This window comes from Bradyrhizobium liaoningense, from assembly GCF_018130955.1.
Lineage (GTDB): Bacteria > Pseudomonadota > Alphaproteobacteria > Rhizobiales > Xanthobacteraceae > Bradyrhizobium > Bradyrhizobium liaoningense_C.
In genome coordinates this window covers 91,613-111,835 of record NZ_JAFCJM010000003.1, presented here as the reverse complement: position 1 = coordinate 111,835, position 20,223 = coordinate 91,613, and the positions used below count along the sequence as shown (strand labels likewise).

At 64.2% G+C, this 20,223-nt stretch carries 16 protein-coding genes; 5 read left to right on the top strand and 11 right to left on the bottom strand.

Annotated elements, in window-relative coordinates:
• Nucleotides 1-70 precede the first annotated feature (70 nt).
• Nucleotides 71-1,282, top strand: coding sequence for an O-antigen ligase family protein (locus JQ632_RS03560; RefSeq protein WP_212400895.1), 1,212 nt, complete (start codon nucleotides 71-73; stop codon nucleotides 1,280-1,282).
• A gap of 262 nt (nucleotides 1,283-1,544) precedes the next feature.
• On the opposite strand, the gene JQ632_RS03555 is transcribed toward JQ632_RS03560, so the two are convergent.
• From JQ632_RS03555 to JQ632_RS03520, 9 genes are all read right to left on the bottom strand, one after another.
• Complete coding sequence (locus tag JQ632_RS03555; protein ID WP_212400894.1) at nucleotides 1,545-1,958, bottom strand: hypothetical protein; 414 nt, start codon at nucleotides 1,956-1,958, stop codon at nucleotides 1,545-1,547.
• A gap of 230 nt (nucleotides 1,959-2,188) precedes the next feature.
• The gene (locus tag JQ632_RS39235; RefSeq protein WP_249151324.1) at nucleotides 2,189-2,578 is read right to left on the bottom strand and encodes a hypothetical protein; all 390 of its coding nucleotides are present in this window, start codon (nucleotides 2,576-2,578) and stop codon (nucleotides 2,189-2,191) included.
• A complete protein-coding gene (locus JQ632_RS39230) occupies nucleotides 2,502-2,972 on the bottom strand; it encodes a glycosyltransferase (RefSeq protein WP_312015557.1) in 471 nt (156 codons plus the stop codon). Before JQ632_RS39230 ends, JQ632_RS39235 begins: the two co-directional genes overlap by 77 nt.
• Nucleotides 2,973-3,145: 173 nt before the next feature.
• Nucleotides 3,146-3,970, bottom strand: a complete 825-nt coding sequence (locus JQ632_RS03545) for an outer membrane protein (protein WP_212400893.1) — start codon at nucleotides 3,968-3,970, stop codon at nucleotides 3,146-3,148.
• 166 nt (nucleotides 3,971-4,136) lie between these two features.
• Nucleotides 4,137-5,654, bottom strand: coding sequence for a tripartite tricarboxylate transporter permease (locus JQ632_RS03540; protein ID WP_212400892.1), 1,518 nt, complete (start codon nucleotides 5,652-5,654; stop codon nucleotides 4,137-4,139).
• 17 nt (nucleotides 5,655-5,671) lie between these two features.
• On the bottom strand, nucleotides 5,672-6,214 hold the full coding sequence (locus JQ632_RS03535; RefSeq protein WP_212400891.1) for a tripartite tricarboxylate transporter TctB family protein: 543 nt from the start codon (nucleotides 6,212-6,214) through the stop codon (nucleotides 5,672-5,674).
• Nucleotides 6,215-6,366: 152 nt separating this feature from the next.
• A complete protein-coding gene (locus tag JQ632_RS03530; RefSeq protein WP_409363466.1) occupies nucleotides 6,367-7,341 on the bottom strand; it encodes a Bug family tripartite tricarboxylate transporter substrate binding protein in 975 nt (324 codons plus the stop codon).
• A gap of 157 nt (nucleotides 7,342-7,498) precedes the next feature.
• Nucleotides 7,499-8,296, bottom strand: a complete 798-nt coding sequence (locus JQ632_RS03525; protein WP_212400889.1) for an enoyl-CoA hydratase/isomerase family protein — start codon at nucleotides 8,294-8,296, stop codon at nucleotides 7,499-7,501.
• Nucleotides 8,297-8,332: 36 nt separating this feature from the next.
• On the bottom strand, nucleotides 8,333-9,532 hold the full coding sequence (locus JQ632_RS03520) for an alanine--glyoxylate aminotransferase family protein (RefSeq protein WP_212400888.1): 1,200 nt from the start codon (nucleotides 9,530-9,532) through the stop codon (nucleotides 8,333-8,335).
• A gap of 209 nt (nucleotides 9,533-9,741) precedes the next feature.
• On the opposite strand from JQ632_RS03520, the gene JQ632_RS03515 reads away from it, so the two are divergent.
• The 3 genes from JQ632_RS03515 (at nucleotide 9,742) to JQ632_RS03505 (ending at nucleotide 15,627) form a co-directional block, all read left to right on the top strand.
• The gene (locus tag JQ632_RS03515; RefSeq protein ID WP_212400887.1) at nucleotides 9,742-12,747 is read left to right on the top strand and encodes an FAD-binding and (Fe-S)-binding domain-containing protein; all 3,006 of its coding nucleotides are present in this window, start codon (nucleotides 9,742-9,744) and stop codon (nucleotides 12,745-12,747) included.
• A gap of 11 nt (nucleotides 12,748-12,758) precedes the next feature.
• A complete protein-coding gene (locus tag JQ632_RS03510; protein ID WP_212400886.1) occupies nucleotides 12,759-13,187 on the top strand; it encodes a heme-binding protein in 429 nt (142 codons plus the stop codon).
• Between the two features lie 157 nt (nucleotides 13,188-13,344).
• Nucleotides 13,345-15,627 (top strand): putative nucleotide-diphospho-sugar transferase, encoded by a 2,283-nt coding sequence (locus JQ632_RS03505; RefSeq protein ID WP_212400885.1) that lies wholly within the window; start codon nucleotides 13,345-13,347, stop codon nucleotides 15,625-15,627.
• A gap of 33 nt (nucleotides 15,628-15,660) precedes the next feature.
• Here the strand turns inward: JQ632_RS03505 and JQ632_RS03500 are convergent, their stop codons facing one another.
• Entirely contained in the window at nucleotides 15,661-16,443 is a 783-nt protein-coding gene (locus JQ632_RS03500) for an enoyl-CoA hydratase/isomerase family protein (RefSeq protein ID WP_212400884.1), read from the bottom strand.
• 165 nt (nucleotides 16,444-16,608) lie between these two features.
• Between JQ632_RS03500 and JQ632_RS03495 the strand changes: the two genes are divergently transcribed.
• Nucleotides 16,609-18,024 (top strand): caspase family protein, encoded by a 1,416-nt coding sequence (locus JQ632_RS03495; protein ID WP_212400883.1) that lies wholly within the window; start codon nucleotides 16,609-16,611, stop codon nucleotides 18,022-18,024.
• On the opposite strand, the gene JQ632_RS03490 is transcribed toward JQ632_RS03495, so the two are convergent.
• Complete coding sequence (locus JQ632_RS03490) at nucleotides 18,021-20,111, bottom strand: molybdopterin oxidoreductase family protein (protein WP_212400882.1); 2,091 nt, start codon at nucleotides 20,109-20,111, stop codon at nucleotides 18,021-18,023. The two genes, JQ632_RS03495 and JQ632_RS03490, sit on opposite strands and share 4 nt — an antisense overlap.
• Between the last annotated feature and the right edge of the window lie 112 nt (nucleotides 20,112-20,223).

The following is a 20,223-nucleotide window of genomic DNA, read 5'->3' as shown; positions in this document are numbered from 1 at the left end:
GGTTGGTTGTGCAAGACGTGTATACACATTTTCAAATATGTCTGGATGCGCTGGGGGCTGCGCAGACAAAATGGTTTTCCGAGATAGATGGCGCTGGCTGGCGCTTGCAATCTTTGCTTCGAGCAGTTCGATTTTGGTACTCGCGCACGGCCTCTTGGCCGGCGGGTCTGGCACGACGGCTACCATTCTGATCCTTTCCACAGCGGGCCTCTTCCTGGTCGCGGACTGCCGGAGCATCGAGCACGATTTCTGCGATTTCTGCTTCGTGGCATTCGCGGGGTACGTCGCTCTTTCCGTGGCTCTGCATCCCCTGCCAGACTTTCGGGAGCTCGTGCTACTGGCTCTGGCGCTGCTGTGCTATCCGGCGGGCCGCTTGTTCAAGATCTCCGTTCTGGATTCGATTTTTCCGACGGTTACGTTAGCTATTGCCACTATTGGCTGCATCGCCGTGCTGACGGCATTCTTGAATGGCAACATCAGCCCGCTTGGCAAACCGGAGGTGTTTGGCGAACTGGCAGCGGCGCCAACGCAATTCATGTTGCCGTACGTGCTCGCGGTCGGCATGCTCCTTGTGCAAGAGAAAATCGCAATGGATTGGCGGGTCGCGGCGCTGATCGCGGCGCTGGCGGCTATCTATGCCGCGGCTATGGTGCGATTTACGTTTGTTGCCGCGCTCGGTGCGGGGGCAGTTCTTGCGGTTGCTCGCTCGTGGGCGATCAGGCGACGAATTATTATCGCTGGGCTCATGCTTGTCGCTGCAATTGCAATCGGACAGGTTTCGAGACTATCCACGGCACTAAAATTCGGTGGGATGGCCGCATACTCTATCCGCTCCGGTGCCCCAATTGACCCGAATTGCGCGCACATCGAATTGTTCAACTCGATAGAGGTTCGCAAAACCCTTTATAGGGATTGGCTAAGGCTCATTCTCGGGTCGAATGATCTTACCGGAATCGGGCTGGACGGCTTCATGAAGCATACCTGCTATCCTGAAAACGAGGTTCATAACGATGTTCTCCAAGTTGCGCTCGAATTCGGATGGCCCGCCGCAGGCCTATTCGTATTTCTGATCGCAATGGCGTTCGTTCGGCTGGCGCGTGCTATGAGTGATGAACGGGCACGGTTTGGCCTGTTCGCGCTGTCATTTCTTGTTCTGATGAGCATGGCGCATGGGCGCGTCAGCCGGGACTACCCGCTGTTCTTCTTCATCGGATATGCCATGCAGTTCGCCGCATCGGCGGCACCACGCGCAACGAAGAGCGCTGCTGAAACCTCAATCTAGCCGCGAGTTCAGCTCGCGCCGTATCTTGCGTGCCTGGTCCTCAGTGAACTTAAACCGCTGGAACGCCCCGCGCCTTCCCCAAGGGTGATATAGCGCTCCCCGGGCTTGTCGCCGATGACAACCACGACGGCCGTCGCGCGTCAGGCACAAAAACAGGCACCAATGCAGCGGTGCAGAACGACGAAGCCGCGCGAAACAGCGAAAATCGAAACAGGAAAAGGTGCAATACACGGGTTTTCAAAACCGCAGCAGATGCTGCCGATCAACGCTCTCCAGGCCACCACGTCGTCGGCGGATTGGATGCGGAGATCTTGTTCATTCGCAGCGCCACAAGATGGCTCCGTTTGAACGGACGGCCTTGCAGCTCCGAGCACTGCCGACAACGCATGTAGCGTTCGAGCTCGTGAACGGGTGTCGCCTTCGGACGTCGCACAATGTCGAGCGCGACCGTCTGATGCGTGTCGCAGCCGAGGCACTTCACCTCGAGATAGCGATAGCCAACGTTCAGCGCGTCACCGAGGGCTGGGGACGGCTGTGCAGGCCCCTGGAAGGCCAGCATTCGCGCATTCCAAGCCTGGCACGCCAAGCCGTCCGCGTCTTTCCGTGCGTCCCTCGGGCGCTCAACGAGGACCCGAACGGTAGTCGCAAACAGGTACTCGCGCGATTTCGTGCCCATGCCGCATCAAAGCGGTGCTGGCGCGGTCTGACAAATTATCAATAGCTGGTGGCTCAACGCGAACGCGAGGCGCTACTCGTCGCGGGCTGTGGAAAAGCTGAGCACGCATAGAACGGAGGATCCGTGTGTGTTGCGCGCCGGACAATTACTGAATCCAGCATCTGCCGTTGGCCTAACCTGGCAGAGAGCTAGCCGGCAATAATCCCCAATTATCGAAAGTCACAGGATCATCAGCTCCTCCAAACCGTTGTCGCCATTGGGTTGAAATTGACGATGGCGTAGCCGATGCTGAGGGCCGAAATCAGGAATCCCGCGAACAGCCCGAAGCGAGCCGGCGCCGTGGTGAACGACACCAGCCCGTTGATGCCTTGGTCGATTAGCGCGCTGGCGCGGTTCTTCGAAAAGCCTTTCTTGCGCTCGCGCCAGGTATAACGCACGCCGACCGAGCGGCCGCCGCATTCGAAGGTCATCATGCGCATGAACGGATAGCTGTCGCGGACGCTCCGCATCGCCTCGACCACCCGCCGGTCGACGAGCTGGAAGTCACCGACGCCGGGCGGCACATTCACTTCGGAAAAGCGCGTCAGCAGGCGATAATAGGCATTGCGGATGCCGCGCATCAGTCGGCCCTCCTCGCGCACCGCCCGGATACCGTAGACGATCTCGTAGCCCCTCCCACAGCTTCATGAAGTCCGGGATCAGCTCGGGCGGGTCCTGCAGATCCGCCGGCATGAACAGCAGCACGGCATCGCCGCCGGCCGCCATCACGCCGTTGAAGGTGTTGCGCAGCGGGCCAAAATTGCGGGCGTTGATGATGATCTTAATGCTGGGATCGCCGGCCGCGATCTCCCGCAAAATGTCCACGGTGCGATCGTCGTACGCGTTGTCGCAGAAGATGTGCTCGCGGCGATAGCCCTGGAGGCGCTCGTCGAAGACACGGCGAACCGCGTCATAGCAATCCCTGACATTGAGCTCTTCATTGTAGCAGGGCGTCACGACGCTGATGGTCTTCACAAAAGTCTCTCGCGGTTGCATCGCGGGTTGCGACCCAGGCGCGGACTAGACCATTGGCAATGCTTCCGCGCAACCTTAGGCGGCCGCAGCGAGACTTGAGCCGCCAAACCGTGCGCTGAAAGCGAAAAGCCCGGCCAGAGGCCGGGCTTTCCAAAACTGTATTGAAGAACCGCTCAGTACTTTGCGACCACCGGGCCGCCGAACTTATAGTTCACGCCCACCCGCAGGATGTTGTCGGTGATGCGCGAGCTGTAGTTGCTGGTCAGCACGCCACCGCCCAGTGCAGGAATCGCGGTGGTGAACGCACCCGAGGTACGGCCGAGATCGACCCAGAGATATTCGAGCTTGGCGGTCCAGTTGCCGCCGATCACGCCTTCGACGCCGGCGCCCACCGTGTAGCCCACGCGCGTATCGGAGTTGGAGAACACGGCAGCCGCCGCGCCGATGGTCTCGGTCGTCTTGACTTCGCCATAGGCCAGACCGCCGGTGGCATAGAACAGGACGGTCGGCGTGGCCAGGATGCCGACGCGGCCGCGGACCGTTCCGAACCAGGTCAGCTTCTGGTCGAGCGTAACGGGAACCGCCGGTCCGGGGAACACCGCGATCACGCCGAAGGGCGGCGTACAGACGCCGGTCGGACAGGTGAAGATGCGGCTGCCCTTCTGGTCGCTGCCCTGGATGTCGGCCTCGAGGCCCCACACCCAGTTCTGCACCTGCCAATTGTAACCGATCTGGGCGCCGCCAATCACGCCGTCCATGTTGGCGCGATCACTGCTCGTAAACAGCACGGTGCCTGCGCCGTTGGTCAGCGTCGAGTCATCGCGGGAGCGGCCCCAGCTATAGCCAATATTGCCGCCGATATAGAAGCCGGTCCAATCGTAGACCGCAGCCACCACCGGCGGGGCCTTCACATAAGGCCGCGGCGCCAGATCGGCAGCCATCGCACCCGTCGCGAGCAGCGAGATCGCCGCCGCCATTCCCATCACAATGCGCTTCATTGAAAGCCCCTCCAGCACGAAAATCTGCGGGGAACATACGCTGGCCGGCGCCGAAAGGCTGTCGCGCATCAGCAACATCTTGAAACATTCAAGTTCCCGCCGATTCAGGATTAAAATACGGTCAAGACGCTAGAAGCCTGATTTCGTTGAGAATTCTTGACCTCGCCTAGCCGGCGGCTGTTTTGGGCTGCCGCGTCAATCCGGCACGCTGGAGCAGGCGATCGATCAGCGGCCAGAACAGCAGCAGAATCGCCAGCGTCGTGATCGAGCCGACCAGGCCGTTCGACCAGAACACCTTCAGGTTGCCGCCGGAGCCGATCATCGACAGGCGGAAGGCGTCCTCGGCCCGGTTGCCGAGCACCAGCGCCAGCGTGAACGGCGCCAGGGGAATGCCGATCTTCTTGAAGACGTAGCCGACCACGCCGAAGCCGAGCATCAGCCAGATGTCGAACATCGCGTTCTGGATGGCATAGGCGCCGATCGCGCAGGACACCACGATCATCGGCGCCACCGCCGCGAACGGCACCCGCAGGATCGAGGCGAAGATCGGCACCGTAGTCAGCACCAGCACGAGGCCGACGACGTTGCCGAGATACATCGAGGCGATCAGGCCCCAGACGAAATCCTTGTGCTCGACGAACAGCAGCGGGCCCGGGTTGAGCCCCCACACCATGAGGCCGCCGAGCAGGATCGCCGCCGTGCCCGAACCGGGAATGCCGAGCGCAAGCATCGGCAGCAGCGCGGAAGTGCCCGACGCATGCGCTGCCGTCTCCGGCGCGAACACGCCCTCGATGCGGCCCTTGCCAAAGCTTTCGGGATCCTTCGCAAAGCGCTTGGCGAGATTGTAGCCCATGAAGGACGCTGCGATCGCGCCGCCCGGCGTGATGCCGAGCCAGCAGCCGATGAAGGAGGAACGCAGCAGCGTCACCCAGTATTTTGGCAGGTCCTTCCAGACCGCGAGCACGACTCGGAGCGAGATGCCGGCGGCATGGCCGCGCAAGGCCAGCCGCTCCTCCATGGTGAGCAGGATCTCGCTGATGCCGAACAGGCCGATGACGGCGACCAGGAAGTTGATGCCGCGCAAGAGCTCCGCCGAGCCGAACGTCATGCGCAAATTACCCGACACTGTGTCCATGCCGATGCCGGCGAGCAACAGCCCAAGCGACATCGAGATGACCGTCTTGTGCTTGGCCTCGCGTCCGAGACCAACGAAGGAGCAGAACGTCAGGAGATAGACCGCGAAAAACTCGGGTGGACCGAATTTCAGCGCGAAGGACGAGATCAGCGGCGCCAGGAACGTGATGAGCAGGACCGCGACGAGCGAGCCTATGAAGGAAGAGGTGAACGCCGCCGTCAGCGCCTCCGCCGCCCTGCCCTGCTGCGCCATCGGGTAGCCGTCGAAGGTGGTCGCGACCGACCAGGCTTCGCCCGGGATGTTGAACAGGATCGAGGTGATCGCGCCGCCGAACAGCGCGCCCCAATAGATGCAGGACAGCATCACGATCGCCGAGGTCGGGTCCATCGTGAAGGTCAGCGGCAGCAGGATCGCCACCCCATTGGGGCCGCCAAGCCCCGGCAAGACCCCGACGAAGATGCCAAGTACGAGCCCGACCATCATCAAGACCAGCGTCTTGCCGGTCAGCAGAATGCCAAAACCCTGAACCAGGAGACCGAACGCTTCCATGACAGCCTGGCCCGCCCTTAGCGACCGAAGGCCGCTTCGAGCGGTCCCTTCGGCATGATGACGTCGAAGGCGACGTCGAAAGTGACGAACATGATCGCCGTGAACACGAGGGCGGTGAGCAGCGACTTCCACAGCGCGATCTTGCCGACCAGCCGCATGAAGCCCACGATCAGGAGGAAGCTCGCGACGTAGAGTCCGAGGAACTGCATCACCAGGCAGAACAGCAGCGTCGGCACGAACACCGCCAGCACGCGGCGAAACTGCGCGCGGGTGACGAATGTCTCCGACCCGCCATGCTGCGACAGCAGCGCGCTGATGAGGCCGTAGAGGCTGCCGCCGCCAAGGATGACCGACAGATAGAACGGAAAATAGCCGGGCTCGGGTCCGGTGGAATCCCAGGAGATTCCAGTGCGCCAATTGTCGTAGCCGAGCGTCACGGCGAGGGTGAGCAGGAGCAGCGAGACGACGATCTCGATCGTTCGTGTGCTGACGACGCTGGGGGAGTCGTCTTCGGGCGCTGTCGGATCTTCGACGACGATTTCGATATCGGTTTGGGACATGCTTCTGCCAAATCAAACTACGCTGTCATCATCCGCCTTGTGCGCAATTGCGCACTGGAGCGGATGATCCAGTACTCCGTGCAGAAGCCGCTTCGTTGAGCTCTGTGCGATACTGGATGCCCCGCCTTCGCGGGACATGACACCGGCGGTGGTTACTTCGCGACGAAACCCGCTTCCGTCATCAGCGATTTGTTCAGCGCGTCGTCCTCTTCGAGGAATTGCACCATGTCCTTGCCGGTGAGGAAGATCGGCTTCAGCGCCTGCTTCTCCATGTAGTCCTTGTATTCCGTGGTCTGTGTCACCTTGTGGAAGAGGTCGACATAGAACGCCTGCTGCTCAGCCGTCACCTTGCCGGGCAAAAACATCGCGCGCAGCATCAGGTATTGGATGTCCAGCCCCTCCTCTTTGCAGGTCGGGATGTCGTGCCAGGACTGCGCCTCCGTCACCTTGGTGGTGTAGGAGATGCGCTCCTTGTCGAACACGCAGAGCGGACGAACCTGGCCGGCGCGCCAGACTTCGAGGTTTTCAGATGGATTGTTGACGTTGGATTCGGTGTGATTGCCGACGAGCTGGGTCGCGGCCTCGCCGCCGGACTTGTAGGGCAGATAGGAGAACTTTGCGCCGGTCTTCTGCTCCATGAAGACTGTGAGCACATGGTCCTCGCGCTTGGAGCCGGTGCCGCCCATCTTGAACGGGCTGCTTGCCGCCTTCGCCGCCGCGATGAACTCCTTCACCGTCTTCGGACCGCCGGCGTTGTCCCAGAGCACGAACTGGTCGAGCGCGATCACCGAGACCGGCGTCAGCTCGCGCCAGTTGAACGGGATTTTTGCCGACAACGGCAGCATGTAGATCAGCGAATAGGCGATCAGCACCTTGTTGGCGTCGCCTTCGCTGGTCTTCATGTACATCAAGGCTTCGGCGCCGGAGGCCCCGCCCTTGAGCGAAACCACCATCGGCTGCTTCATCAGATTGTTCTTCTGGATCGCGGCCTGCATCATCCGCGCCATCTGGTCGGACGCCCCGCCGGCGCCGGCGGCGACCACGATTTCGACGGGTTTGCTTGGCTCCCAGCCGGCCCAAGCCGGCGCACTGCAAAGCACGGCCGCCACAGTGCAAGCGGCTCTCACTGAATTTCGCACCTGTCTCTTCCCTATGGTTCTTGTTCGGCGCGTGAAGCCGGAGGGTTATTCGGTCATTGTGCGGACTTACTGGGAAGAGTTCAAGCGGACGAACGTCGCGCCGCCTATGACTTTCGACGGACGACGATGCCGATTGGCCGCGCGCCTACTTGCCCTTCCAGTTGGGCGTGCGCTTGTTGAGGAAGGCGTCCATGCCTTCGCGGAAATCTTCGCTCATATAGGCCTTGAGGATCAAATCCTCGCCTTCCTCGCGCGACAGCGTCCGGCGGATGCGGCGCACCGCCTCCTTGGTCGCCTCCAACGTGAGCGGCGCGTGGCTCGCGACGAGCTTTGCGGTCTCGTCCGCGCGCCGCTGCAATGTCGCCACGTCAGGCACGACTTCGTTGAGCAGGCCGAGCGCGAGCGCTTCCGGTGCTTCGACCAGTCGCGCCTTGAAGATCAGATCCTTGGTCCGTGCCGGCCCGACCAGCGAGACCACGCGACTGATGTTGGACATCGACAGGCAATTGCCGAGCGTGCGCGCGATCGGAAAGCCCATCCGCGTCGACTCGGTGCCGATGCGGATGTCGCAGCACGCCGCAATCCCTGCACCACCGCCGGTGCAGGCGCCGGCGATCGCCGCGATGACGGGCACGCGACACTGCTCAAGCGTGCCGAGCACGCGGTCAATCCGTGCCTCGTAGTCGAGCGCGTCCTGCGCGGTCTTGAAGGCGCGGAACTGCGAGATGTCGGTGCCGGAGGCGAACGCCTTGTCGCCGGCACCGGTGAGGATCAGCGCCTTGATCGAACGGTCGGCGTTGATCTCCAGGCAGATCTCCGCCATGCGTTCGTACATGGCGAAGGTCAAAGCGTTGCGCGCCTGCGGGCGGTTGAAGGTGATCCGCGCGATGCCGTCCGCGACGGAGTAGAGCAGATCTTCGCTGGCAGCCGTCGGTGCGTTCATCGCGCTTTCTTCTCGGTTCAGTTCAGGCCAGCTTGATCAGGCAACCGCCGCCTTGGCCATCGGCACCACGTCGCGCCCTTTCAGGACCTCCATGGCCGCCAGCACGCCGCCCGAGCGATGCGGGATCTTGGCGAGATCGAGCCCCATCTCGACGCCGGCCAGCGTCCCCATCAGCATGAGGTCGTTGAAGTGGCCGATATGCCCGATGCGGAACACCTTGCCCTTGACCTTGTTCAGGCCAGTGCCGAGCGACATGTCGAAGTTTTCGAGCACCACCTTGCGGAAGGCGTCGGCGTCATGCCCGTCGGGCACGCGCACGCCAGTGAGCGCCGGCGAATGCGCGTTGGGATCGACGCACTGCGTCTCGAGGCCCCAGACCTTGATCGCGGCGCGGGTTGCCGCGCTGTGACGCTTGTGGCGGGTCCACACGTTCTCGAGCCCCTCCTCTTCCAGCATCTTGACGGCCTCGCGCAGGCCCATCAGCAGGTTGGTCGCGGGCGTATAGGGGAAGGTGCCGAGCTTGTTGAAGGTGATGACCTCCTGCCAATCCCAATAGGAGCGCATGCCGGGATTGGCCTTGGCGACGGCGAGCGCCTTCTCCGAGACCGCGTTGAAGCCGAGGCCCGGCGGCAGCATCAGGCCCTTCTGGGAGCCTGCGACCGAGACGTCGATGCCCCAGGCATCGTGCTCGTATTCGAGCGAGCCGAGGCCGGAGATGGTGTCGACCATCAGAAGCGCGGGATGCTTGACGCGGTCGAGCAGCTTGCGCACCTCCAAGGGCGGCGTCACGCAGCCGGTCGAGGTCTCGTTGTGCACCACGCAGACCGCCTTGATCTTGTGCTGCTTGTCGGCCACCAGCCGCTGCTCCATCTCGGCGAGATCGGCGCCATGGCGCCAGTCGCTCGGAATGAAGTCGACGTCGAGCTTGAACTTGTCGGCGATGCCGCGCCACAGCACGGCGAACTGGCCGGTCTCGCACATCAGCACCTTGTCGCCGGGGGCGAGCACGTTGACCATCGCCGCTTCCCAGGCGCCGGTGCCGGACGAGGGATAGATGATGACGGGTTGCTTGGTGCGGAACACCCGCTGGATCGAGGCCAGCACCGCAAAACCGAGCTCGGCGAACTCCGGACCGCGATGGTCGAGCGTCGGCATGTCCATGGCCCGCAGCACCCGGTCGGGCACGTTGGTCGGTCCTGGAATCTGTAAGAAATGCCTTCCAGTGTGCACGGTCATGGGCGTCCTTCCCGGTCTCTCGATGTCTTGGCCTTTGGAGGCCTGTCTTGGGGTCTCGCGCCCCAAGGGTTTGGAGCCGCTCGCATATCACTATTCGCCCGGCTTGTCCCTCGCTTGGGGAGACCCGTCAATGCAGAAGAAGCAGGGCTCGCCTTGCCAATCGGGCCGGCGCTAGGCAAGACGTCACCGGCAACAGGCGAGACCGGACCATGGCGCGAGAGGCGGCCGAAAAATCACGAAAATCGGCCCAAGGAGGCGCCCAAGGAAGCGCCCTCGCCGCGCGTCTTGCCCGTGAAATCACGGGTGAGGTGCTGTTCGACGCCTTCAGCCGGGGCCGCTATGCCACCGACGCCTCCTTCTACCAGATCATGCCGGCAGGCGTCGTGGTGCCCCGCAGCATGGACGAGGCGCTCCGGACGCTGGCGATCGGCCGGGACGAGGGCCGGATCGTCACCCCCCGTGGCGGCGGCACCTCGCAATGCGGCCAGACCATCAATGACGGCCTCGTGGTCGACTTCTCAAAGCACCTGAACCGCATCTTGTCGCTCGACGTCGGCAGCCGCAGCTGCGTGGTCGAGCCCGGCATCGTGCTCGACGACCTCAACCGCCAGCTCAAAAAGCACGGCCTCTGGTTCCCGGTCGACGTCTCCACCGCCTCGCGCGCCACTATCGGCGGCATGGCCGGCAACAACTCCTGCGGCGGCAGGTCGCTGCGCTACGGCACCATGCGCGACAACACGCTGTCGATGGAGGCAGCACTCGCCGACGGCACGCTGATGCGGTTCGGCGAGGTGCCGCGCGATCTCACCGATGTGAACGCGGGCGATCCCGCGCGCGCCTTGTTCCGCGACATGCTCGATCTCGGCGCGCGCGAGGCCGGCGAGATCGCGGAACGGTTCCCGAAAGTGCAGCGCCGCGTCGGCGGCTACAATCTCGATGCGCTGGTGCCGCGCAATGCGCCGAACAACATGGCGCATCTTCTGGTCGGCTCGGAAGGCACGCTCGCCTTCACCACCAAAGTCGAGCTGAAACTGTGGCCCGTGATCCGCAACAAGGTGCTCGGCGTCTGCCACTTCGGCAGTTTTTACGAGGCGATGGATGCGGCCCAGCATCTGGTCGAGCTGAAGCCAATCGCGGTCGAGCTCGTCGACCGCACCATGATCGCGCTCGGTCGCGACATCGCGATGTTCGCTCCCGTCATCGGCGCCGCCATCAAGGGCGATCCGGATGCCGTGCTGGTGGTCGAGTTTGCCGAAGAGGACCAGGCTGAAAATCTTCAGCGCCTGAAGCAGCTCACCGAGCTGATGGGCGACCTCGGCTTCGGCTGGGACAACGACAAGCGCAAATGGGGCGGCGTGGTCGAGATCACGGGGCCGGCGCTGCAGAGCGGCATCGCCGATTTCCGCGCCGCCGGGCTCAACGTCATGATGTCGATGAAGGAGGCCGGCAAGCCGGTCTCCTTCGTCGAGGACTGCGCCGTGCCGCTACCGCATCTGGCCGACTACACCGCGCGGCTGAACGAGATTTTTGCCAGACACGGCACCAGTGGCACGATGTATGCCCACGCCTCCGAGGGATGCCTGCATGTGCGCCCCGTGCTGAATCTGAAGCTGGAGAAGGATGTGAAGGCGATGCGCGCCATTGCGGAGGAAGCCTTCGCGATGGTGCGTGAATACAAGGGCTCGCATTCCGGCGAACATGGCGACGGCCTCGTGCGCTCGGAATTCCACGAAACCATGTTCGGCCCGCGCCTCGTCGCCGATTTCAGGGAAGTGAAGCACCGCTTCGATCCCGAAGGCGTCCTCAACCCCGGCAAGATCGTCGACGCGCCGAAGATGGATGACCGGTCGCTGTTTCGTTACAGCCCCGACTATCGTGTCGACGAGCTGAAAACCAGGCTCGACTGGTCGGCGTATCCCGGTGCCGGCGGCGGTTTCCAGGGCGCGGTCGAGATGTGCAACAACAACGGCGCCTGCCGCAAGCTCGAGGGCGGTGTGATGTGCCCGTCCTATCGCGCCACCCGCAACGAGAAGGATGTTACGCGCGGCAGGGCCAATACGCTCCGGCTCGCGATCTCCGGCCAGCTCGGCCCGGACGCGCTGACCTCCGACGCGATGATGGAGACGCTGAAACTCTGCGTGTCCTGCAAGGCCTGCCGCCACGAATGCCCGACGGGCGTCGACATGGCCAAGATGAAGATCGAGGTGTTGGCCACCCGCGTCGCGTCGCGCGGCCTGACGCTGCGCGACCGGCTGGTCGGCTATCTCCCGCGCTACGCCGGCCTCGCCGCACGCTTTGCACCCCTTGCAAACCTGCGCAATCACAGCCCCCTGCTCAGAAAGCTGTTCGAGCGCTTTGCCGGTATCAGCGCGCGCCGGGCGCTCCCCGCATTCCGCCGCGACGTGTTCGCAGCCCCGGCAGAAGCGATCGGGCCGAAAGACGGTCGCGAAATCGTATTGTTCGCAGACACCTTCAACCGCATCTATGAGCGCGAAAATCTCGACGCCGCGCTGCGCGTGCTGGTCGCAGGCGGCTATCGCGTACATTTGCCAAAGCCTGCGAGCGGCACCCGGCCGCTGTGCTGCGGCCGCACCTTCCTGTCGGCGGGCCTTGTTGACGACGCAAAGGCCGAGCTCGACCGGCTGGTCCAAACTTTTACGCCGTTTGCCGCGCGCGGCGTGCCGATTGTCGGGCTGGAGCCGAGTTGCCTGTTGACGCTGCGCGACGAGCTGTTGTCGCTGCGCAGAGACGATGATGCCAAGGCCGTCAGCGCGGGCGCCCTCACCTTCGAGGAATTTCTGGTGCGCGAGGCCGAGGCCGGCCGGCTGCAACTGCCGCTCGGCGCCGTTGCCGACAAGGCTGTCGTCCACGGCCATTGCCACCAAAAATCCTTCGGCGCCTTCAGGCCGGTCGAGCAAGTGTTGCGCCTCGTCCCCGCCCTGAAGGTCGAGACCATCGAGTCGAGCTGCTGCGGCATGGCCGGCGCTTTCGGTTATGGCGCGGACACCTATGACGCTTCGATCGAGATGGCCGAGCTATCGCTATTGCCGGCCGTGCGCGCTGCGGATCAGGCGACGCTGGTCGTCGCCGACGGCACCTCTTGCCGCCACCAGATCCACGATGGCGCGAAACGCGATGCGCTTCATGTCGCGCGCGTGCTGGCGATGAGCCTTGATCGCGCTCAATCGACTTCACCGACCTCCCCTGCCAGATAAGGACTTCAGACATGGCTGAACTCACCCTCGACATCGCCCGCAAGATTTTGGACGCCGCCTTCGCCAAGGCCGGCCAGCTCAAGCTTAAACCGCTCGTCGTTACCATTCTGGACGCCCGCGGCGTCATCAAGCTCGCCGCAGCCCAGGACGGCACCAGCCTGATGCGCGCCGAGATCGCCCACGGCAAGGCCTATGGCGCGCTCGCCATGGGCCTCGGGTCGCGCGCCCTCTTCCAGCGCGCCCAGGAGCAGCCCTATTTCATCGACGCCGTGAACACCCTGGCGAAGGGCGCGCTCGTCCCCGTCCCCGGCGGCGTGCTGATCCAGGACGGCACCGCGCTGCTCGGCGCCGTCGGTGTGTCCGGCGACACCTCCGACAATGACGAGGCCTGCGCCATCGCCGGCATCGAGGCCGCGGGGCTGAAGGCCAACGCTGGCTGACCACGCTGAGGCCCGTAGCCCGGGTGAGCCAACGGGTCGGCGCGAAGCGCCGCCCGATGACAGGCTCCGCGACACCCGGGGACTCTCTGCGACGATCCCGCATGTCGCTGACGCTCATGCGGGCTACTTGCCTTCAGGACTTCATTGAAGAGCTCGAATGAACGGCCGCCCCGACACAATGACGACGCCCATTGTCGCGATGCTTTGCACGCGTGGCATGGAGGCGTTTCTGTCCAACGCGCTGTCGGGCATGCTGCGCGCGGGCATCGCGCCGGGCCAGATCCTGGTCGCCTGCCCGCTGAACGCCGAGGACAGCGTCCGACACGCGGTCTCAGCCCATTCGACCGAGATCGCGGTGCTGCCGGATGAATCGCTGCCGACGACGACCGACGACGAATATGCCGGGTTCGGCTCGGCGGCGTTCAGCAATATCTCCTGGGCCAAGATCGCCCTGATCCGGCGCCTGATCGACGCGCATGCACACATCGTCTACGCTGATGTCGACGTCGGCTGGCTGCGCAATCCGCTGCCCTATCTCGCAGAGGTGGCGCGGCAATATCCGATCGCATTCCAGACCGAAGGGCTGCCGCGATTTCCGCCCGCTATCTGCTGCGGGTTCATCTCGCTGCGCCGGTCGGATCGAACGATCGAGCTCCTCGACACGCTGCTTGTGCAAAGTCGTCAGAGCGATCACGGCAAGCGGATCGACGACCAAGCCGCCTGTCAGCAACTCATCGCCCGCGACGCGACCTGGCTGAAGGACATCTACTTCCTGCCGGAAGCGCTGTTCGTCAACGGCCTCGGCTATGCCAGCTTGCAGCACGGCTCGATCCCGCCGGTCGCGATGGAGCACGAGCTTCAGCCGTTCCTGTTTCACGCCAACTGGACCGTCGGCCTGGAGAGCAAGCGCAAGCTGCTCGCGGCGGCACATTGCTGGTTCGTCGACGACGGCGCCTCCGCCGACATCTCCACAACGGCGCCAACCGCGGACGCGCCCATCGTTGCCGTGCTCTATCCCGTGTTCGACGTGCGCGGCGACGTCGCCGATCACGTCCGCGCCTGGATCGATCGTCAGGTGCAGATTGCACCGGAGCGTTTTCAGATCGTGGTCGCCGCGAGCACGGAGACGACGATCGACGAGGCCGCGCTTCGCCGCGTGCTTCGTCCGTGGGACCTGCTGGTGAGAGTCCCCAATGCCCGCCAGGACACCGAGCTCTGGAACGCCGCCGCGAGCGCGGCGACCACGCCGTGGCTTTTATTCGTCGAGGCGCATGGTCGGCCGGAAAGCGACGCGCTGGCGGCGCTGACGACATGGATCGCAGCCAATCCGGACAAGCGCGCCTGCAATTTCCAGATCAGGAATCCGGACGACTATCGCGTCGCGCGCCTGATGAAGCGCTGGTTCACGCAGATCCAGCAAGGCTGGGCGCAGCCCACCACATGGCGCCGGCTGCATCGCACCGCCTATGCGCTGCGTCGCGACGTGTTCGACCGGGTGGGCCCGATCGATCGCTTCGGCCAGTTCGGTCCCCCGCTGCTCTCGGCCCGGCTGCATCAGCGCAATATCGCCATCGCGACGCTGCCCAATTCAGGCTTGTTGCACGAAGATTCGCCCGACATCGCCGTCCACATCGATGATACCGCCGACTATGTGCGGGGCGAGTTGGCCGCGCGCGCCGCCGCAAGCGACGCCGAGTTCTTCGAAACCTATTTCGGTCCGTCGCCGTTCCACGGCGCCGACCCGATCATGCCAGCCGGCACGGCCTTACGTCTCGCGCGCGGTCTTCTGGTCGCAGCGCGCCGGCAACCCGACGACGCTGCTCCCCTGCGGCGCCAGGTCCTCCATCTCCTGCCCTCGCTGGTCCCGCTCCGCCTGCGGCGAGCCTGGCTGACAGCGATGATCAGGCTCGACGCTTTTCTCCTGATGCGTCTGCCTTCATCGGGAGCGCTGACCTGGACCCTCTTCAGGGATTCGCACGGATACATCGTCCGTGCCGAGCAGATGAAATGGATGGCGGATAATCCCCCACCCCCGATCGTCGAGAGCCAGGACGTCCGCGCGGTTGCGCTGACCCGGCACGCGATCACCGGCCTGCACGCGTTGGAATATGTCGGCGGTGATGCGCTGCGCTGGACCCACCCGGCCTGCCTCCTGCGCCTCGCCGCCGGCCGCAAGGTGATGGTGAAGCTTGAAACGCGCAACCTGCGTCCGGGACTTGCGGCGCACCATCTCCAGGCCGTCTCGCTCGGCGGCAAGCCGGCAGCGATCGAGATCGACGGGGCCGGCTGTGTCTGGTTGCGCGTCGAAACTCCGTCGGCGGCGTCAGGCGTCGCCGACCTCGTGCTAATCGCGCCCGAGCTGGTCGAGCCGACGATCGCAGGCCAACCCGGCCGCCGCCTCGGCCTGCCGCTGTTCGGCGTCACGGTCGAGTTCGGCTAGCATCTGGCAAACAAGCCGCGCGCCGTTCCCCCCTCACCGCCCCGGCCAGGACGGCTTGCGCTTCTCGCTGAACGCCCGCAGGCCCTCCTTGGCGTCCTCGGTCATCGCCAGGAGCGCGATCTGGCTCTCGGTGTAGGCGATGCTCTCGTCGAAGGACATCGAGGCGATGGCCCGCATCGCGTATTTGCCGCGGCGGATCGCGGTCGGGGATTTGTCGATGATGCGGCCGATCAGCCAGTCGACTTTTGCGTCAAGCTCGGCTGCCGGAACGACATAGTTGAGCAGTCCCGCGGCCTGCGCTGCGCGGGCGTCAAAGGGCTCGCCGGTGAGCGCCCATTCGTTGACCAGGCGCGGCGGCGCGATGTTCTGCAGCAGGCTCAGCACCTGCATCGGAAACACGCCGACCTTGACCTCGGGCAGGCCGAAGATGACGTTGTCGGCCGCAACCGCCATGTCGGTCATGCACAGCAGCCCCATGCCGCCGGCCATGCAGACGCCGCCGACGCGGGCGATCGCCGGCTTGGTCGCATTCTGCGACAGCCGCAACAGATCGGCATAGTCGACATTGGGCTTTGCATAATCCGTCGCGAAGGCCGCACCGGAATTCTGCAAATCCGCACCGGCGCAGAACGCCTTGTCACCGGCTCCCGTCAGTACGATGACGCGGACGTCCTTGTCGTCATGCGCATCGCGATAGCCCCTGGCGATGCCGGCGATCACATCGCCGTTGAGCGCATTACGCTTCTCTGGCCGGTTGATCGTAATCCAGAGCGCCTGCCCGCGCTTCTCTGTGATGACGCTGCTCGTATCGGTCATGGTTTGCTCCCGTTTGACGCCATTTGCGGCAGCCCAACCCGCCAGCGCAAGCGCAAACTGCGACATTGCGGGTGGCCTAGCGCCTTGGCGCAACTTCGCTTCGCGATTGAAATATAGGGGGCGGCCGCTATCTTGAGTGCAGATTTCATCACCGAAGAGCAATTCATGCGAACCGCCGTCGCGTTGTTGCTGACAGGTTTGATTGCCGTTCTCGCCAGCGCCGAAGGCCGGGCCGCCGATCCGTCCCGGATGGCGCTCGTGATCGGCAATGCAAAATATCCGGACAACGAGTTCGTCCTGACGGATGCGGCCAACGACACCCAGGACATTGCCGAGGAGCTGAAGCGCGACGGCTTCGTCGTCGACCGCCAGAGCGACCTCACCGGCGACGGCATGCGCCAGGCGCTCGATCGCTTCTACGCCAGGATTGCGCAGGGTTCGACCGCGCTCTTCTTCTTCGACGGTTTTGGCATCCAGTCCAATCGGCAGACCTACCTGCTGCCGGTCGACGCTCAGGTCTGGACCGAGCCGGACGTATCGCGCGACGGTTTTGCCCTCGAGGCCATTTTGGGCGAGATGAACAGCCGCGGTGCCGGCATCAAGATCGCGATCATTGACGCTTCCAGGCGCAATCCGTTCGAGCGGCGCTTCCGCCGCTACTCCGCCGGCCTCGCGCCCGTCATCACCCCCAATAATTCGATCGTCATCTACTCGACCGCGCTCGGCTCCGTCGTCAGCACCAGCAAGAACGACCGCGGCCTGTTCGTCACCGAGTTGCTGCGCGAGATCCGCACGCCGAACGTCAGCGTCGAGCAGGCATTGACGAACACCAAGAACGGCGTGGTTCGGGCGACCAACCAGGAACAGGTGCCGTGGCTGACATCATCATTGACGTCGGAGTTTTCCTTCGCCGCCCTCAGCACGCGGCCGCCGGACGCCAAGCCCGTGGACCAGACGCAGCAGAAGCAGGAACCGCAAAAGCAGGAGCCGCCAAAGCAGGGAACGCAGAAGCAGGAGCCGCCGAAACCGGTGTGCGAAGCGCCGAGACCGGACAGCCCGCCGAGCGCGGATGACCTCGCCAAGGATCCTGTCATCGCGGACCTCACCCGCAAGATCGCCGCGAATTCCAATGACGCCAACGCCCGCTACAAGCGCGGCCAGGTCTATGCGATCAAGCACGCCTATCCGCAGGCGATGGCCGACTTCGACGCCGTGATCAGGCTCAACCCGAGAGACGCGGAAGCGCTGAACAACCGCTGCTGGACGCGCGCCGCGACCGGCGATCTGCAGGTCGCGCTCGCCGACTGCAACCAGGCGCTTCAGCTCGATCCCGGGCTGACCGACGCGCTCGACAGCCGCGGGCTGGTGAACCTCAAGCTCGGCAAGACGGCCGAGGCGATCAAGGATTATTCGGACGCGATCCAGCGCAACCCGCGCTCGTCCTCGTCGCTGTTCGGCCGCGGCGTCGCGGCACGCAAGAGCGGCGGCGACGGCTCGGTGGACATCGCGCTCGCCAAGTCGATGGATCCCAACATCGCCAAGGAATTTGCCGGCTATGGCGTGACGGAGTGCGTGCCCTAACCTACAGCAGCCTTCCTGATCCAGACCTTGTTGTCGTGGAACGCAGCACCGCCGATCGGCGCAATCGTGTCCGCGCCGGTCAGCACATTGATGCCGCGGCCGCCGATATGGTCCTTGTTCGGATGGATGGACTCCGCGATCAGCACGCCGCGCCGCACACCGTCAAACAGCGTCGCGATCAGCGAGGTCTCGCCGCGCATATTGCCGAGCGTCACCGCGTCGCCCTCGGCGATGCCGAGCGCGGCGGCATCCAGCGGATGGATCATCACGCTCGCCTTGCCCTCGCGCGCCTGAGAACCCGGCGTCTCGTTGAAGGTGGTGTTGAGGAAGCCGCGCGAGGGGCTGGTTGCCAGGCGGAACGGATGGTTCTGATCTGCCTGCTCGATCACGGCCCAATGGTCGGGCAGCGACGGCATCTTGTCGAAATCGCCCATCATCAGGCCGAACGGCGGATTGGCCCAGTCCGCCTTGAAATGGAATTTCTTGTCGGCATGCGCAAAGCCGTCGAGATAATGCGAGGTGCGGAAGTCCGGCTGCAGATCGCGCCAGAGATCGGCTTCGAGTGCCGCGATATCGCCGTGGCCGCTCAGCTTGAGCGTCGCATCGATCAATTCGCGCGGCGACATCTCAAATCCCCGATGCCTCGCACCGACGCGTTTGGCGAGCGCCTGAAGCACCTCGTGGTTCGAACGGCACTCGCCGGGCGGATCGATCAGCTTGGCGCCGACCGAGATGTGCTGATGACCACCGCCGTAATAGAGGTCGTCGTGCTCCATGAACATCGTCGCCGGCAGCACGATGTCGGCCATCTGCGCCGTCTCGGTCATGAACTGCTCGTGCACGGCGACGAACAGGTCCTCGCGCGCGAACCCCTGGCGCACCAGCACCTGCTCCGGCGCGACCGTCATCGGATTGGTGTTCTGGATCAGCATCGCCTTGACCGGTCCCCTGCCGTGCAAGGCTTCGGCATCGCCGGTCAGGATGCGGCCGATCTGGGACTGGTCGAGCGCGCGCGTCGAGCGGTCGATCGCGTCATGGCCCTCGATAATGGATTCGTCGAAATGCCACAGCGCATAATTGTTGAAGAAGGCGCCGCCGCCCTCGTATTGCCAGGCGCCGGTCACCGCGGGAATGCAGTTGGCCGCATGCATCTGCGCCGCGCCGTTGCGCGTGCGGGTAAAGCCGTAGCCGTAGCGGAAGAAGGTGCGCTTGGTCTCGCCGACCGCCTTTGCAAACGCCTCGATCTCGGCAACGGGCACGCCGCAAATCGCCGACGCCCATTCCGGCGTGCGCGTCTTCAGATGCGCTTCGAGCTCGGCCGGGCAATCCGTGTACTTATCCATGTAGGCGCGGTCGGCATAGCCGTCGCGAAACAGCACGTGCATCACGCCGCAGGCGAAGGCGCCGTCGGTACCGGGACGCAGGATGATCTTGATATCAGCCTGCTTCATGGTGTCGTTGTCGTAGATGTCGACCGCCGCGATCCTGGCGCCGCGCTCCTTGCGCGCGCGGGAGGCGTGCGTCATCACGTTGACTTGCGTGTTGACGGGGTTGGTGCCCCAGATCACGACGAGGTCGGAGACGCCCATCTCGCGCGGGTCGGCGCCTGCGATCTTGCCGGTGCCGATGGCAAAGCCGACACGGGCGACGTTGGCGCAGATGGTCGAATAGAAGCGCGAATATTTCTTCACATGCGTCAGCCGGTTGAGGCCGTCGCGCATCACGAGCCCCATCGTGCCCGCGTAGTAGTAAGGCCAGATCGCCTCCGCGCCGAACTCGCGCTCGGCCGCGTTGAAGCGATGCCCGATCTCGTCCAGCGCCTCGTCCCAGGAGATCCGCGCGAACTGGCCGGACCCCTTCGGCCCAATGCGGCGCATCGGATGCGTCAGCCGCTCGGGGTGGTGGATCCGCTCGGCGTAGCGGGCGACCTTGGCGCAGACGACGCCGGCCGTGTAGGTCTGCTGCTTTGAGCCGCGGACCCGGCCGATGCTCCGTCCCTCGACCACCTCGACATCGAGGGCACAGGCCGAAGGACAGTCGTGCGGACAGGTGGAGTGGCGGATCTCGATCTTGGCGTGCTGGTTCATGGCCAGCTTGGTAACACCGAATTACCGGCCGACCGAGCGCATTTATCCACCAATGCCCATGCAATTTGCTCAGGCCATGCGGAGTCCCGGTTCCGGCCGGATGCGGCACAAC